Here is a 16,757-nt window from a genome sequence, read left to right as displayed (position 1 = left end):
AACGGCTCACGGAGACCGGGCGGACACGGGCAGCGCGGTCGTTCGGGCAGCCACTTCTCATTGATCGCGGCAGTGTCCCTGAGCCATAGTGGATCACGTATTGGGCAGTGGAGAGTGCGTGCCGGGGGAAGCGTGTGCGGTGTCAGAGGCACACGTCGCAGCGTCAACTGTTGGCGCGATTCCATCGGGACGGTGACTATTCGGTCCCGGGCTGGTCCGGCTCAGGGCCGCATCCCAGGGTGTCGGTCGAACCGACACCCTGCTCAAGTGTTTGTGCTTTCGCCTGCGTCGTGCGCGGGCTCACGAAGTCCGCAATATCAGGTTGCAGCGGTGTGCAAGGGGGCTGGGCAGTCATGCGGCATGTCCGGAGGCGGCGGCCCGTGCTGTTTCAGCCAATGAGTCGAACCGAATGGAGTGCGCGGGAATGGCCATGTCTGAGGGTGAGCTCCGGGAAATGATGGCCGGCCAGCTCGCGATCTGGTACAGCCATCAGCTGGCACCCGAGAACCCGTGCTTCAACGGTGCCGAGTACCTGAAGCTCGACGGGGACGTGGACCTGGGTCTCCTGGTGAAGGCCTCGCATCGCCTCATGGAGGAGGCCGACGCCGCCCGGCTGCGCATCCGCGAGGTCGACGGGCAGCCGCGGCAGTACTTCCATGCCGTGGACGACTACCCGGTCGAGGTCGTCGACATCAGCTCCGAGGCCGATCCGCACGCGGCGGCCGAGAGCCTGATGTGGGACGACCTGCGCAACGAGAGGGGAGCGGCCCAACGCCCCCTCTACACCATCAAGATCTTCACGGCCGGACCCCGGCTCACCTTCTGGTACCAGCGGGCCTACCACGTGATCCTCGACGGCCGCAGCGCGGGCCTGGTGGTCGGTCGCCTGTCGCAGATCTACAACACGCTGCTCCAGGGCGGATCGGTGGAAGAGGGAGCCCTGCCCTCCAGCACCGTCCTGATGGACGCCGAACGCGACTACCGGGCCTCCGCCGACTACGAGGCCGACCGGACCTACTGGCGCGGTGTCCTGGCGGGCCTCCCCGAGGCGGAGGGCCTCGGCAGCACCTTTACGGAACGGGCCCAGCGCGCCCCCGTCCGCTTTGTGGAAAGCATCGACGCCGCGGCCGCCACGGACATGAAGGCGGCCGCCCGCGGACTGGGAGCCAGCCTCGCCGGCCTCATGATCAGTGCCGCCGCCCTCTACCAGCACCATCTCACCGGGCGGCAGGACGTGGTCGTCGGCGTTCCGGTGAGCGGCCGTGCGGGCACGCGAAACCTCGCGATTCCGTTCATGACCAACAACGTCCTTCCGATCCGCGTGAAAATCGCCCCGGACACCACGGTCGCGGACCTCGTGCGCCAGACCACCCGGGCGGTGCTGGAGGGACTGCGCCACCAGCGGTACCGCTACGAGGAGATGCTCCACGACGCGATGCTCGGTGAGGGCGGCCTGTGGGACCTGCTCATCAACGTCATGTCGTTCGACATCTACGCACTGCCGTTCGGGGACTGTTCCGTCACTGCGCACAATCTGTCCAGCGGCCCGGTCGACAGCACACGCATCGACGTGTATGACCGGTCCGGCCTGAAGATCGCCGTCGACGTGAACCCCGACGCCCCCGACCTGTCGCCGGGTGACGAGGTCTGCCGCCGCTTCCTTGCGCTGGCGCACTGGCTCGTCTCGGTCGACCCCGCCGAACCGGTCAGCCGGTCCGGCCTGCTGGATGCGGACGAGCGGCGCCGGGTGCTGGTGGAGTGGAACGACACCGAGGCCGAGTTCACGGGCCTGTCCGTGCCGGAGCTGTTCGCTGCGCAGGTGGTGCGGGCGCCGGAGGCGGTGGCGGTGCTCGCGGACGGTGTCGAGGTGTCGTACGCCGAGCTCGACGAACGGGCGAACCGGCTGGCGCACTATCTGCTGGGCCAGGGCGTCGCCGCGGAGTCGGTGGTGGGCATCTGCCTGCCGCGCGGAGTGGACGCCGTGGTGGCGATCCTCGCGGCGTGGAAGGCGGGGGCCGGCTATCTGCCGGTCGACCCGGACCATCCGGCGGAGCGCATCGCCTATCTGCTGGCCGACAGTGGCGCGGTCGTGACACTGACCGACAGCGCCGCACTGGTCGGGCAGCTTGCCGACGCGGCACATGTCGTGACGATGGATGATGCGTTGACGGCCGGCCGGGCGCCTGTGTCGACGCGGACGGCTCCCGGGGTGGAGATCCGTCCTGAGGGTCTGGCGTATGTGATCTACACGTCGGGTTCGACGGGCCGTCCGAAGGGTGTCGCGGTCACGCACGGTGGTCTGGCGAACTACGCGCAGTGGGCTGCGGGTGCGTACGAGACGGTGGGTGGTGCGCCGTTGCACTCGTCGTTGGCGTTCGACCTGACGGTGACCAGTGTGGTGGTGCCGTTGATCTCCGGTGCGCCGGTGGTGGTGAGCCGCGAGGGCGGTGCTGAGGGTCTGGCCCAACTGCTCCGGAGCGGTAGCGGGTTGGGTCTGGCGAAGGTGGTGCCGGCGCATCTTCCGCTGTTGTCGGAGTCGCTGTCGGACGCGGAGGTCAAGGATGCTGCGGCCACCTGGGTGGTCGGTGGCGAGGCACTGCCGGGTTCGGTGGTGCAGGCGTGGCTGGAGCGTTCACCCGCTTCCGTTGTGGTGAACGAGTACGGTCCCACCGAGGCGGTCGTCGGTTGCTCGGTGTTCGAGGTGCGGGCCGGACAGGAGGTCGGCGACTCGGTGCCGATCGGCCGTCCGATCGCCAACATGCGCCTGTACGTCCTGGACGGCTTCCTGCGCCCGGTGGCTCCGGGTGTGGCCGGTGAGCTGTACATCGCGGGTGCCCAGCTCGCCCGGGGCTATGTCAACCGGGCTGGCCAGACGGCCGAGCGGTTCGTGGCGAACCCCTTCGAGCCCGGCGCGCGGATGTACCGCACCGGCGATGTCACACGTCTGCGTGCGGACGGCCAGCTGGAGTATCTGGGGCGTGCGGACGAGCAGGTGAAGGTCCGCGGCTTCCGGATCGAGCCGGGCGAGGTCCAGGCCGTGGTGGCCGCCCACCCGCACGTCTCGCAGGCCGCTGTGGTTGCCCGCGAGGACACGCCCGGTGACATCCAGCTGGTCGCGTACGTCGTGACCGACGACGCGTTCGACGACCTGCAGGACGAGGTCCTCGCCTTCACGGCCGAACGGCTGCCCGAGCACATGGTCCCTGCCGCAGTCGTCGTCCTGGACGCCCTGCCGCTCGCCATGAGCGGCAAGCTGGACCGGAGAGCGCTGCCCGCCCCGGACTTCGGCACCCGGGGCGGTACCGGGCGTGGCCCGTCGAACGCTCGCGAGGAGATCCTCTGCGCTGCCTTCGCCGAAGTCCTGGGGCTGGAGCGCGTCGGTGTCGACGACAATTTCTTCCAGCTCGGCGGTCAGTCGCTGATGGCCATCCGACTGGTGGGGGCGATCCGCAAGCTCGGCGTGTCGGTGTCGGTGCGAGCCTTCTTCGACTCACCGACGGTCGCCGGTCTCGCTGCCTCCGTGGGCGCTGGAGGGGTCGCCGTGCCGGCGAACCTGATCCCCACCGACACGCAGGAGATCACCCCCGAGATGCTGCCGCTGGTCGACCTCTCGGCCGACGAGGTGGCACGGGTGGTCGCCACGGTCGAGGGCGGGGCGGCCAACATCGCCGACATCTACCCGCTGGCCCCGCTTCAGGAGGGCCTGCTTTTCCACCACCTGCTGGCTGAGGGCGGTGAGGACACCTATCTGGCCTCGGCCGTCCTTGAGTTCGACTCCGAGGAGCGGCTGGACGCGTTCACCGGTGCCCTTCAGCACGTGCTGGACCGGCACGACATCTTCCGTACCGCGATCGTCTGGGAAGGGTTGACCCAGCCGGTCCAGGTGGTCTGGCGGCACGCCCAGCTGCCGGTGGCCGAGGTGACCCTCGACCCGAAGTCCGCGGACCCGGTGACCGACCTGCCGGCGATCGTGGGCCGGACCGTGGACATCACGCGGGCACCACTGCTCGGGCTGCATGTGGCCCAGGTCGCGAATGGTCGGAGGCTGGTTCTGCTGCGTCTGCACCACCTGGTGCAGGACCACACGACGGTCGAGGTCCTGCTCGCCGAGATCCGGGAGTTCATGCAGGGGCGCGGCGCCGAGCTGCCGCAGCCACTGCCTTTCCGTGATGCCGTCGTCCAGGCCAGGGCCGGTTTGGACAACGGGGGCCACGAGCAGTTCTTCGCCGACCTCCTGGGGGACGTCACCGAGCCGACCGCACCGTACGGGCTGCTGAACACGCGTGAGCCCGGGACGGACTCGGTCGAGGCCGAGATACGGATCGCAGCGGACCTCGAACGACAGCTGCGCAGGGTCGCGCGGAAGGTGGGCGCCAGCCCCGCGACGCTGATGCACGTGGCGTGGGCGCGGGTGCTGGCGGCGGTCAGTGGTCGGGACGACGTGGTGTTCGGGACGGTGCTGTTCGGCCGTATGAACGCCGACGCCGACGCGGCTCGGGTCCTCGGCCCGTTCATGAACATGCTGCCGGTGCGGGTGAGGACCGGGCAGGTGGGTGTGATGGCCGCGGTGACCGCCGTACGCAGCCAGCTTGCCGCGCTGCTCGAGCACGAGCACGCACCGCTGGCCGTGGCGCAGAACGCCAGCGGCGTGGAGGGTGAGACCCCCCTCTTCGCGTCCATGCTCAACTACCGGCACAACGACCGTTCCGTCAGCAAGAGCGGAGCCCTCTTCGACGGCGTCGAGTTGCGGTACTACCGGGAGCGGACCAACTACCCGCTCGCGGTGAACATCGATGACGACGAGGACGGGATGCGTCTCACCGTCGACGCGGTCTCCCCGACGGACCCGGAGCAGGTGGGCACGCTCCTGTGCACGGCCACCAGGAACCTGCTGGCCGCGCTGGAACGAGCGGCGGCGGGCGGCCCCGAGACCGCGCTGAGTGCGGTCGACGTGTTGGACGGGGCTACTCGTCGGCGGGTGTTGGTGGAGTGGAACGACACGGCGGCTGAGGTCGAGCTGTCGACGTTGGCGGGGTTGTTCGAGGCGCAGGTGGTGCGGACGCCGGGTGCGGTGGCTGTGGTTGTTGATGGTGTGGAGGTGTCGTACGGGGAGTTGGATGCGCGGGCGAATCGTCTGGCGCGGTTGTTGGTGGATCGTGGTGTGGGTGCGGAGTCGGTTGTCGCGGTGGCGTTGGAGCGCGGGGTCGACATGGTGGTGGCGCTGCTTGCGGTGGTGAAGGCGGGTGGTGCGTATCTGCCGGTCGATCCGGAGTATCCGGCGGAGCGGGTCGCGTTCATGGTGGAGGATGCTGGGCCGGTCGTGGTGGTGACGTCGCAGGCTCTGGCCGGTGCGGTGGGCTTCGGGGTGCCGGTGGTGGTGCTGGATGAGCCTTCGGTGGTGGCTGAGCTGGCGGTGTTCGGTGCGGGTGTGCTCTCGGACGGGGAGCGTGGTGGTGTGTTGCTGCCGTCGCATCCTGCGTATGTGATCTACACGTCGGGTTCGACGGGTCGGCCCAAGGGTGTGGTGGTGCCGCACGAGGGCATTGTGAATCGTCTGGTGTGGATGCAGTCCTGCTACGGACTCGACGCCAGCGACCGTGTGTTGCAGAAGACGCCGTTCGGGTTCGATGTGTCGGTGTGGGAGTTCTTCTGGCCGTTGCTGGAGGGTGCCACGCTGGTGGTGGCTCGTCCGGGTGGTCACCGGGATCCGGCGTATCTGGCGTCGCTGGTCGTGGAGCAGAGGGTGACGACGGTGCACTTCGTGCCGTCGATGCTGGAGGCGTTCCTCGCTGAGTCGGCTGCGGGTGAGTGTGCGCGTGTTCTGCGGAATGTGGTGTGCTCGGGTGAGGCGCTGTCGGTGTCGGTGCGGGACCGGTTCTTCGCGGTCCTCGGTGGTGTGGGGTTGCACAATCTGTATGGGCCGACGGAGGCGTCGGTCGATGTGACGGCCTGGCAGTGTGAGCCGGGTGCTGATGGTGCCGTGGTGCCGATCGGTGGGCCGGTGGCCAATACCCGGGTGTTTGTGCTGGACGGCGGACTGTCCCCGGTGCCGGTGGGTGTGGCGGGGGAGTTGTATCTGGCGGGTGCCCAGCTGGCCCGCGGTTACGCGGGTCGTGCGGGACTCACGGCAGAACGGTTTGTCGCGAACCCGTTCGGTTCGGGTGAGCGGTTGTACCGCACCGCTGATGTGGTGCGGTGGAACGCGGATGGCCAGCTGGAGTACCTGGGCCGTGCGGACGACCAGGTGAAGATTCGTGGATTCCGGATCGAACCGGGCGAGGTCGAGGCCGTCGTCGCCGCGCATCCGCAGGTGGCGCAGGCCGCCGTACTCGCCCGCGAGGACGCGCCCGGTGACATCCGCCTGGTGGCCTACGTGGTGGCCGGGAGCAAGTCGGACGATCTCCCGGAGCTGGTAAGGGTGTTCGCGGGCGAGCGACTGCCCGAGCACATGGTCCCGTCGGCGGTCGTCGTCCTCGAGGCGCTGCCGCTGAGCATGAACGGCAAGCTGGACCGCAAGGCCCTCCCGGCGCCGGAGTATGTCACCGGAGCGGGCCGGGGTCCGGCGAACGCGCGCGAGGAGATCGTCTGCGCTGCCTTCGCCGACGTCCTGGGCCTGGAGAGCGTCGGCGTCGACGACAACTTCTTCCGCCTCGGCGGCCACTCGCTGCTCGCCGTGCGCCTGGTGGAGGTACTGCGCGGGCATGGTGTCTCGGTGTCCGTGCGGGCGTTCTTCCAGGCCCCGACCCCGGCCGCCCTCGCGGCCTCCACAGGCGCCACGCAGGTGGAGGTGCCGGCGAATCTGATCCCCGCCGACGCGCGGGAGATCACCCCGGGGATGCTGCCCCTGGTCGACCTGACCGCCGACGAGGTCGAGCGGATTGTGGCCACCGTCGAGGGCGGCGCCGCGAACATCGCTGACGTCTACCCGCTCGCCCCGCTCCAGGAGGGCCTGCTCTTCCACCACCTCCTGGCCGAGGGCGGCGAGGACGCCTACGTCCTGCGGGCGGCGCTGGAGTTCGACACCCGAGCGCGTCTGGACGCCTTCGTCGAGGCGTTGCAACTGGTGGTGGACCGGCACGACATCTTCCGCACCTCGTTCGTGTGGGAAGGGCTGCGCGAGCCGGTCCAGGTGGTCTGGCGGCACGCTCAGCTGCCGGTCACCGAGGTGACCCTCGACCCGCGGACCACCGACCCGGCGGCCGAGCTGCAGGAGATCGTCGGCTCCGCGATGAACCTGGGTCGCGCCCCCCTCATCAGGGTGGACTTCGCCGCGCTGCCGGACGGGGGCTGGATGGCACTCGCCCGGATGCACCACACGGTGCGTGACCACACCGCGCTCGAAGTCGTGCTCAGCGAGGTGCGCACGATCGTGGCCGGGCACGCTGCGGAGCTGCCGACGCCGCTGCCGTTCCGCAACTTCGTCGCCCAGGCGCGCGGAGGGGTCTCGCTCGCGGAGCACGAGCGGTACTTCGCCGGTCTGTTGGGTGACGTGACGGAGCCGACCGCCGCGTACGGCGTGCTGAACGTGCGTGGCGACGGGGCGGACTCGGTCCAGGGCGTGACCAGGTTCGGCGAGGAGCTGAACGTACGACTGCGGGAGACCGCGCGCAGGCTCGGGACCAGCCCTGCCACGCTGATGCACGTGGCGTGGGCCCGGGTACTCGCCGCGGTCAGCGGCCGCGACGACGTGGTCTTCGGCACGGTGCTGTACGGCCGGATGAACGCCGGTGCCGGTGCCGACCGGGTGCCCGGACCGTTCATGAACACCCTTCCGGTAAGGGTGCTGACGGACCGGCAGGGTGTAATGGCGGCCGTCACCGCCATGCGCGACCAGCTGGCCGAGCTGCTGGAGCATGAGCACGCGCCGCTCGTGGCAGCACAGCGGGCCAGTGGCCTTGTGGGCGACACCCCCCTGTTCACCTCCTTCATCAACTATCGCCGCAACGAGGGCCAGAGTGCCGCGGAGCGCGCTGGGGCGGTGATGGAGGGGACCCGGCTGCTGCTCTCGCGGGAGCGGACCAACTACCCGCTCGTGATCCTGGTCGACGACAACGACGACGGCATCGAGGTCGCCGTCGACGCGGTGGCCCCGATCGACTCCACCGCGGTGGGCGCGCTGGTGCTCACCGCTGCCGAGAGCCTGGTCGCGGCCCTGGAGACAGCGCTGGACGGTGGCGCGGATGTGCCGTTGAGCACGGTCCGGGTGCTCGAGGACGAAGAGCAGTCCCGCCTGCTGACGGAATGGAACGACACGGCCGCCGAGGTGCCGGCGGACACGGTCGCCGATCTCTTCGGGGCGCAGGTGGCACGCACTCCCGACGCGACGGCGATCGTCGCCGACGGCGAGCGCGTGTCATTCGCCGAGCTGGACGCGCGGGCGAACCGTCTCGCACACCACCTGGTAGGCCAGGGCATCGGCGCCGAGTCCGTGGTGGGCCTCGCACTGCCCCGCGGTATCGCGATGGTCACCGCGATGCTGGCGGTCTGGAAGGCGGGAGCCGGGTATCTGCCGCTCGACCCCGGGCAGCCGGCGGACCGGACCGCGTTCATGCTGACCGACAGCCAGGTGGTGCTGGTGCTCACCACCGAGGAGATCCTGGACGATCTGCCTGCGGGCCGGATCCGGACGGTTGCGCTGGACGGGACGCTGACGGCCATGCAGCTGGCCGCGGCGCCGTCGATCGCGCCCGAAGTGGTGACCGACCCGGACAGCCTGGCGTACGTGATCTACACCTCCGGCTCGACCGGCCGGCCGAAGGGCGTGGCGGTCGGCCACGGAGCGCTGACCAACTACGTCGCCACCGTCCCCCCGCGGATCGGGTTCACCGGGCCGGGCAGCCGGTACGCGCTGCTCCAAGCCCAGGCCACCGACCTCGGCAACACCGTCCTCCTGGCGAGCCTGGTGACGGGCGGTGAGCTGCACATCCTGGAGGAGGGTGCGGTGACCGACCCGACCGCGGTCTCCGGTTACCTGGCCGAGCACGCCATCGACCACCTGAAGGCCGTCCCCTCCCACCTGGCTGCGCTGAGCGCCGTGGCCAGCCCGGCGGAAGTCCTCCCGGCGAAGGCTCTCGTGCTCGGCGGTGAGGCGGCCGCCCCGGGCTGGGTGCGGGATCTGGTGGCCGAGGCCGGCGAGTGCGCCGTCTTCAACCACTACGGTCCGACCGAGACCACCATTGGCGTCGCCACCACCCTGCTGACGGCCGACCTCCTGGCCGACGGGGTGGTCCCGCTCGGCAAGCCGGTCGGCAACACCCGGCTCTTCGTACTGGACGACCGCCTGGAACCGGTACCGGTGGGCGTGGCGGGCAGCCTCTACGTCGCGGGTGCGCAGCTGGCGCGCGGCTACGTCCGGCGTCCGGGCCAGACCGCCGAGCGGTTCGTCGCCAACCCGTACGAGCCGGGGGCGCGGATGTACCGCACCGGTGACCTGGCGAAGTGGACCGCGGACGGCCAGGTGGTCTTCCTGGGCCGTGCCGACGAGCAGGTGAAGATCCGTGGTTTCCGGATCGAACCGGGCGAGGTCCAGGCAGCCCTTGAGTCGCACCGGCAAGTCGCGCAAGCCGCGGTCGTCGCCCGCCAGGACACCCCCGGTGACGCCTCCCTGGTCGCCTACGTGGTGCCCGGACACGGCGCGGACGCCGAGGGCCTCGCGGCCCAGTTGCGGCAGTTCGCCGCAGCGCGGCTGCCGGAGCACATGGTGCCGTCCGCCGTGGTGGTGCTGGACGCGCTGCCGCTGACCGGCAACGGCAAGCTGGACCGCAAGGCGCTCCCGGCGCCTGACTTCGCGGGCCTGGCCGGCGCCGGCCGGGGTCCGGCGGACGCCCGCGAGGAGATCGTCTGCGCAGCCTTCGCCGAAGTCCTGGACCTGGAGCGGGTCGGCGTGGACGACGACTTCTTCGAGCTGGGCGGGCACTCCCTGGTCGCGGTCAGGCTGGTGGAGATCCTTCGGGTACAGGGCGTGTCCGTCTCGGTCCGGACCTTGTTCGACAGCCCGACCCCGGCCGGTGTGGCAGCGTCCGTGGGGGCCGAGCGCATCGAGGCGCCGGCCAACCGGATTCCCGCAGGCGCGACAGAGATCACGCCGGAGATGCTCTCCATGGTGGAGCTCGCGGCGGAAGAGATCGCCCAGGTGGTCGCGACCGTCGCCGGCGGCGCAGCCAACGTGGCCGACATCTATCCGCTGGCTCCGCTGCAGGAGGGCCTGCTCTTCCACCATGTGCTCGCGGACGGCGGCGAGGACGCCTATGTGATGCCCGCGGTACTGGAGTTCGACTCGCGTGAGCGGCTGGACGCGTTCGCCCAGGCCATGCGGCACGTGGTGGACCGGCACGACATCTACCGCACCTCGTACGTCTGGAAGGGGCTGCGGGAGCCCGTACAGGTCGTGCTGCGGCACGCACCACTGTCGGTCACGGAGGTCGCGCTGGACCCGCGGGGCACCGACCCGGTGGCCGAGCTGGTGGAGCGGGGCGGCCACTCGATGGACCTGTCCAGCCCTCCGCTGATCACCCTGCACATCGCGGCTGCGCCCGGCGGCGGCAAGTGGCTGGCCCTGGTCCGGGCGCACCACATGGTGCGCGACCACACGGCCCTGGTGGTGCTGCTGACGGAGGTCCAGGCATTCCTGACCGGCCGAAGCTCCGAACTCCCCGAGCCGCTGCCGTTCCGCAACTTCGTCGCTCAGGCGCGCGGCGGCGTGGCGCAGTCGGAGCACGAGCGGTACTTCGAAGCCCTGCTGGGCGATGTCGAGGAGCCCACGGCCCCGTTCGGCCTCGTCGACGTGCGCGGTGACGGCGCGGCCCTGGTACGCAGCCAGGTCGCTCCCGCACCGGAGGTGGACGCCCGGCTGCGCGAGGTTGCCCGCCGCCTGGGGACGAGCCCGGCGACGCTGCTGCACGTGGCATGGGCGCGAGTGCTCTCGGCCGTTTCGAACCAGCAGGACGTCGTGTTCGGCACCGTCCTGTCGGGCCGGATGAACGCCGGCGCCGGCGCCGACCGGATCCCCGGCCCGTTCATCAACACTCTCCCGGTGCGGGTGCGCAATGACCAACTGGGCGTGATTGCCGCCGTATCCGCGATGCGGAGCCAGTTGGCGGAACTGCTGGAGCACGAGCACTCCCCGCTGGTGGTCGCGCAGCGTGCCAGCGGTGTGGCGGGCGGCAGCCCACTGTTCACCTCTTTCATCAACTACCGGCGCAACGCCGGCCGGAACCTGGATGAGCGCTGGGACGGGGAACTCGAGGGCACCAGGCTCGTGTTCGCCCGTGAACGCACCAACTTCCCGCTGGCGCTCATGGTTGATGACAACGGTGAGGCGATCGCGCTGTCGGTCGACGCGGTGGTGCCGGCGGACGGGGTTGCCGTGGGTGAGCTGGTGCGTACTGCGGTGGCGAATCTGGTGTCGGCGCTGGAGACGGCGCTGGACGGCGGCCCGGAGGTGCCGCTTGGTGCGGTGGAGGTGCTGGGCGAGGACGAGCGGTGCCGAATGCTCGACGAGTGGAACAGCACCGGCCGGAGTGTGGCCGGGGCGACGGTGCCGGGCTTGTTCGCGGCGCAGGTCGCTGCGACACCGGATGCGGTGGCGGTGGTCGCGGACGGTGTGAGCCTGTCGTACGCGGAGTTGGACGCACGGGCGAACCGGCTGGCGCGGCTGTTGATCGGTCGTGGAGTGGGGCCGGAGTCGGTGGTGGCCGTGGCTCTGGAGCGCGGCGTCGAGCTGGTGGTCGCGCTGCTGGCAGTGCTGAAGGCGGGTGGCGCATATCTTCCGGTGGATCCGTCGTACCCGGCGGACCGCATCGCGCACATGCTGCGGGAATCGTCACCGGTTCTCTTGTTGACGGATGGTCGTACAGCTGTCGAAACCGGGGAACTGGCCCGTGTGGTCCTGGGCGGTGCGCCCACGGGCGGGGAGCTGGCGGGGCTGGCGGACGGTCCCTTGGGAACGGCGGAGTTGCTTTCTCCGTTGGGTGTGGACAACGCGGCGTATGTGATCTACACGTCCGGTTCGACGGGGCGGCCCAAGGGCACTGTCGTGGCGCATCGGGCGGTTGACCGGCTGGTGCGTGAGTGCGGTTACCTGGATCTGGGGCCCGGAAACGTGGTGGGCCAGCTGGCGTCGGCTTCTTTCGACGCGGCGACTTTCGAGATCTGGGGTGCGCTGCTGAACGGGGCGGCGCTCGCTGTCGCCGGGCCCGGCGCGGTTTCGGTGGCCGAGCTGCGGATGTTCCTGGCCGCGCACGAGGTGGACACGCTGTGGTTGACAGCCGGTCTGTTCCACGAGGTGGTGGATCAGGACGTCTCGGCGCTGGCCGGGGTGCGGCGGTTGCTGGCGGGTGGTGACGCGCTGTCGGTGCCACATTGCCGCCGGTTGCTGGCCGCGCTGCCTTCGCTGCGGTTGTTCAATGGCTACGGTCCGACTGAGAACACGACGTTCACCGCGGTCCATGAGGTGCTCGCGGAGGAGCTGGTCGAGGGCGTCGCGTCGGTGCCGATCGGGGTGCCGATCGCCGACACGCGGGTGTACGTGCTGGATGCCGCGCTGTGTCCGGCGCCTGTGGGTGTGGAGGGTGAGCTCTACACCACGGGTGCTGGTCTTGCGCGTGGGTACGGGGGACAGCCCGCGATGACGGCGGAGCGGTTCGTGGCATGTCCGTTCGAGCCGGGGGTGCGGATGTACCGCACGGGAGATCGGGCTCACTGGACCGCGCAGGGTCGACTCGTCTTCGCGGGCCGTGCGGACGAGCAGGTGAAGATCCGCGGTTTCCGGGTCGAGCCGGGTGAGGTCAGCGAGGTGCTGTCCGAGCACCCGCAGGTGTCGCAGGCCACGGTCATCGCGCGCGATGACGTCGGCGGCGAAATGCGTCTGGTGGCCTATGTCGTCGCCGACGGCGACGGCAAGGAACTGTCCTCGCTGGTCCACGAGTTCCTTGCCGAGCGGCTGCCCGGCTACCTCGTCCCGTCCGCGGTGGTGGTGCTCGATGCGCTGCCGCTGACCGCCAACGGGAAGCTCGACCGCAAGGCCCTGCCGGCACCGGAGTACAGGGCGGGCGAGGGTCGCGGGCCGGCCAACAGCCGCGAAGAAGCCATCAGCGGCCTGTTCCGCGAGGTTCTCGGCCTCGCGCAGGTCGGTATGGACGACGACTTCTTCGCCCTGGGCGGTCATTCCCTGCTGGCCACCCGCCTGGTGACCCGGGTACGTGAAGTCCTGGGGGCCGAACTGCCGCTGCGGGTGGTGTTCGAGGCCCGGACCGTAGCAGGCCTGGCCCGGCGGGTGGGAACCGAGAAGTCAACCAGGCCGGTTCTTCGGCCGATGCGCAACCACGAGGAGTCCTGATGGTTCCCCTGTCCTTCGCACAGCGCCGGCTCTGGTTCATCGGGCAGTTGGACGGCCCGAGCGCCAGGTACAACCTTCCGGTCGTGCTCCGCCTCTCGGGCCAGGTGGACCACGTGTCGCTCAACGCGGCGCTGAGGGACGTGATCGGACGCCACGAGGTGCTGCGCACCGTCTTTCCCACGACGGACGGCGAGCCTCACCAGCGCATCCTCAAGATCGACGAGCTCGAGTGGGAGCTGAGCGCGACCGAGGTTGCGCCGGGGGATCTGGACGATGCGGTCGCGGCCGCGGCACAGTACGCCTTCGACCTGTCGAAGGAGGTCCCGATCCGGGCCTGGCTCCACTCGACGGGTCCCGAGGACCACACGCTCGTGGTGACCACCCATCACATCGCCGGTGACGGATGGTCCATGCGGGTGCTGGCCCGAGACCTTTCGGCGGCGTACGCAGCGCGCACGTCGGGACGGGTGCCGGATTGGGAGCCCCTGCCGGTGCAGTACGCGGACTACGCCCTGTGGCAGCGGGAGCTGCTGGGCGACGAGGGCGACCCTGACAGCCGGATGTCACGTCAGGTCGAGTACTGGCGTGGTGCGTTGGCCGACGTTCCCGAGGAGCTGGGGCTGCCGTTCGACCGTCCGCGCCCGGCGGTTGGTTCCCACCGCGGCCACCGCGTGCAGCTGGAGGTTCCCGCCGAGGTGCACGCACGGGTGGCGGAGCTGGCGCTGGCCGAGGGTGTGACCCCGTTCATGGTGCTGCAGAGCGCACTGGCGGTGTTGCTCTCCCGCCTCGGGGCCGGCACGGACATCCCGATCGGCTCGGCGGTTGCCGGGCGCGCCGACTCAGCCCTGGACGAACTGGTCGGCTTCTTCGTCAACACCCTGGTCATCCGCACCGACCTGACCGGCAACCCCACTTTCCGGGAACTGCTGGCTCGTGGACACCAGACGGCCCTGTCCGCGTTCGAGCACCAGGACGTGCCGTTCGAGAAGCTGGTGGAGGAGCTCGCGCCCACGCGCTCGATGGCGCGCCATCCGCTCTTCCAGGTGATGCTGACCCTCCAGAACAACGCCGCGGCCGTACTGGAACTCCCCGGGCTGCGCACCGAAGTGGTCGCGGCGGACGTCCACGGGGCAAAGTTCGACCTCGAGCTGGACTGTTGGGAGACCTTCGACGCGACGGGGCGGCCGGCGGGTCTGCGTGGCTCCCTGACGGCGGCTGCGGATCTGTTCGAGGCGGCGTCGGTCGGGCTGCTGGCGGAGCGTCTGGTGCGTGTCCTGTCCGCGGTGGTGGGCGATCCGGATCAGCCGACGAGCGCGGTAGCGGTGCTGGACGCCGCGGAGCGCGAGCGGTTGTTGGCGGACTGGGGCGGCGGGGTGGCGCCGGAGCCGTCGGTGTTCCTGCCGGAGTTGTTCGCGGCGCAGGTGGCGCGGACGCCGGACGCGACCGCGGTCGTGTTCGAGGGCGAGGAGCTCTCGTACGGGGAGGTGAATGCGCGGGCGAACCGGTTGGCCCGGCTGTTGATCGGCCGGGGTGTGGGGCCGGAGTCGGTGGTGGGGGTGTGTCTGGAGCGCGGTGTCGAGTTGGTGGTGGCGCTGCTGGCGGTGGTGAAGGCCGGGGCCGCGTATCTGCCGTTGGATCCGGAGTACCCGGTGGAGCGGCTGGCGTATGTGCTGGAGGATGCCGCGCCGGTCTGTGTCGTCACCTCGGAGGGATCCGCGTCGGCGCTGCCGGCGTCTGCGTCGCGGGTATTGGTGGAGGATCCGGCTGTTGCGGGGCTGGACTGTGGGCCGCTGGGCGTGGTGGTGCGGTCGCAGGATGCGGCGTATGTGATCTACACGTCGGGGTCGACGGGCCGGCCCAAGGGTGTGGTGGTGTCGCACGGCGCGTTGGCGGCGCATCTGGGCGGTGCGGGGGAGCGGGTACCGCTGGACGGCGCCGACCGTCTGGTGGCGGTGACGACGGTGTCGTTCGACATCGCTGCGCTGGAGCTGTTCCTGCCGCTGCTGTCCGGGTCGTCGGTGGTGGTGGCCTCTCGCGAGGTGGTTCGGGATCCGGCCGCGCTGGCGGAGCTGGTGGTCTCGTCGGGCGCGACGGTGGTGCAGGGCGTGCCGTCGCTGTGGCGGGGGTTGTTCGAGGCGGGTGGCTGGCCGACGTCGGTGCGGATGTTGGTGGGCGGTGAGGCATTGCCGGACGACCTGGCGGCACGGATGGCGGCCACCGGTGCGCCCGTCGTGAATGTGTACGGGCCGACCGAGGTGACGGTGTGGGCCACCTCCGCGCCGGTCTCGGGTGTCGGGCCGGTGGTGGTGGGGCGCCCGTTCGCGGGCGTGCGGGCGTTTGTGCTGGATGAGTGGCTGTCGCCGGTGCCGGCCGGTGTGGCGGGTGAGCTGTATCTCTCGGGCGCGCAGGTCGCGCGGGGCTATGCGGGCCGTCCCGGTCTGACCGCGGAGCGGTTCGTCGCCAGCCCGGTCGAGTCGGGTGTGCGGATGTACCGCACGGGCGATATGGCGCGTTGGACGCCGGACGGGCAGTTGGAGTGCCTGGGGCGTGCGGACGATCAGGTGAAGGTCCGCGGCTTCCGGATCGAGCCCGGCGAGATCGAGGCTGTGCTTTGCCGCCACGCCTCGGTGGCCCAGGCGGCAGTGATGGCCCGCGAGGACGTTCCCGGCGATGTGCGCCTGGTCGCGTACACAGTTCCCCGGCCCGGCGCTGCCGTGGACGGTGCCGAGCTGCGCAGCCATGCGGGATCGAACCTGCCCTCGTACATGGTCCCGTCAGCGGTCGTGATACTGGACGCTCTGCCGTTGACGTCGAACGGGAAGCTGGACCGTAAGGCCCTGCCGGCGCCGGAGCACACGGTGGGCGAAGGCCGCGGCCCGGCGACCCTCCAGGAGGAGCTGCTCTGCGGCGTCTTCGCACAGGTCCTTGGGCTGCCCGAGGTCGGGGTGGACGAGGACTTCTTCGCGCTCGGTGGCCACTCCCTCCTCGCGACCCGGCTGGTCAGCCGGATTCGGGCGGTGCTGGGGGTCGAGCTGCCCCTGCGTGCTCTGTTCGAGACGCCCACGGTGGCGGGCCTGGCGACCCGGCTGTTGGATGCGGACTCGGCTCGACTGGCCCTGACAGCGGGCGATCGGCCGGACCGCATCCCGTTGTCGTTCGCACAGCGCCGCATGTGGTTCATCGGTCAGCTCGAAGGTCCCAGCGCCACCTACAACATCCCGGTTGCCTTGCGCATGACCGGAACCATCGATCACCAAGCCCTGAACAGCGCGCTGCGCGACACTCTGGCACGCCACGAGGTGCTGCGCACGGTGTTCGCAGTGGCCGAGGACGGCGAGCCGTGGCAGCGGATCATCCCGGTGGAGGAGCTGGAGTGGGAGCTGTCGGTGGTTCGGGTGGCTCCGGAGGAGTTGGACGTTTC

At 70.3% G+C, this 16,757-nt stretch carries 2 protein-coding genes; both read left to right on the top strand.

Annotated features, from left to right (window positions below):
* Positions 1-424: 424 nt before the first annotated feature.
* Entirely contained in the window at positions 425-13,336 is a 12,912-nt protein-coding gene (locus AC068D_RS27585) for an amino acid adenylation domain-containing protein (RefSeq protein WP_478825789.1), read from the top strand.
* Positions 13,336-16,757 (top strand): amino acid adenylation domain-containing protein (locus AC068D_RS27580; protein WP_478825788.1); only part of this gene is annotated, 3,422 nt, incomplete at its 3' end. The genes AC068D_RS27585 and AC068D_RS27580, both read left to right, overlap by 1 nt.

The sequence above is a fragment of the Streptomyces sp. NPDC043861 genome (assembly GCF_056435905.1).
Note: the sequence above shows the minus strand (reverse complement) of the source record. Positions and strands in the feature narration are given on the sequence as shown.

Excerpts from the sequence above, each read along its gene's own strand:
- AC068D_RS27585 (WP_478825789.1), top strand. The coding sequence starts at position 425 with ATGGCCATGTCTGAGGGTGAGCTCCGGGAAATGATGGCCGGCCAGCTC.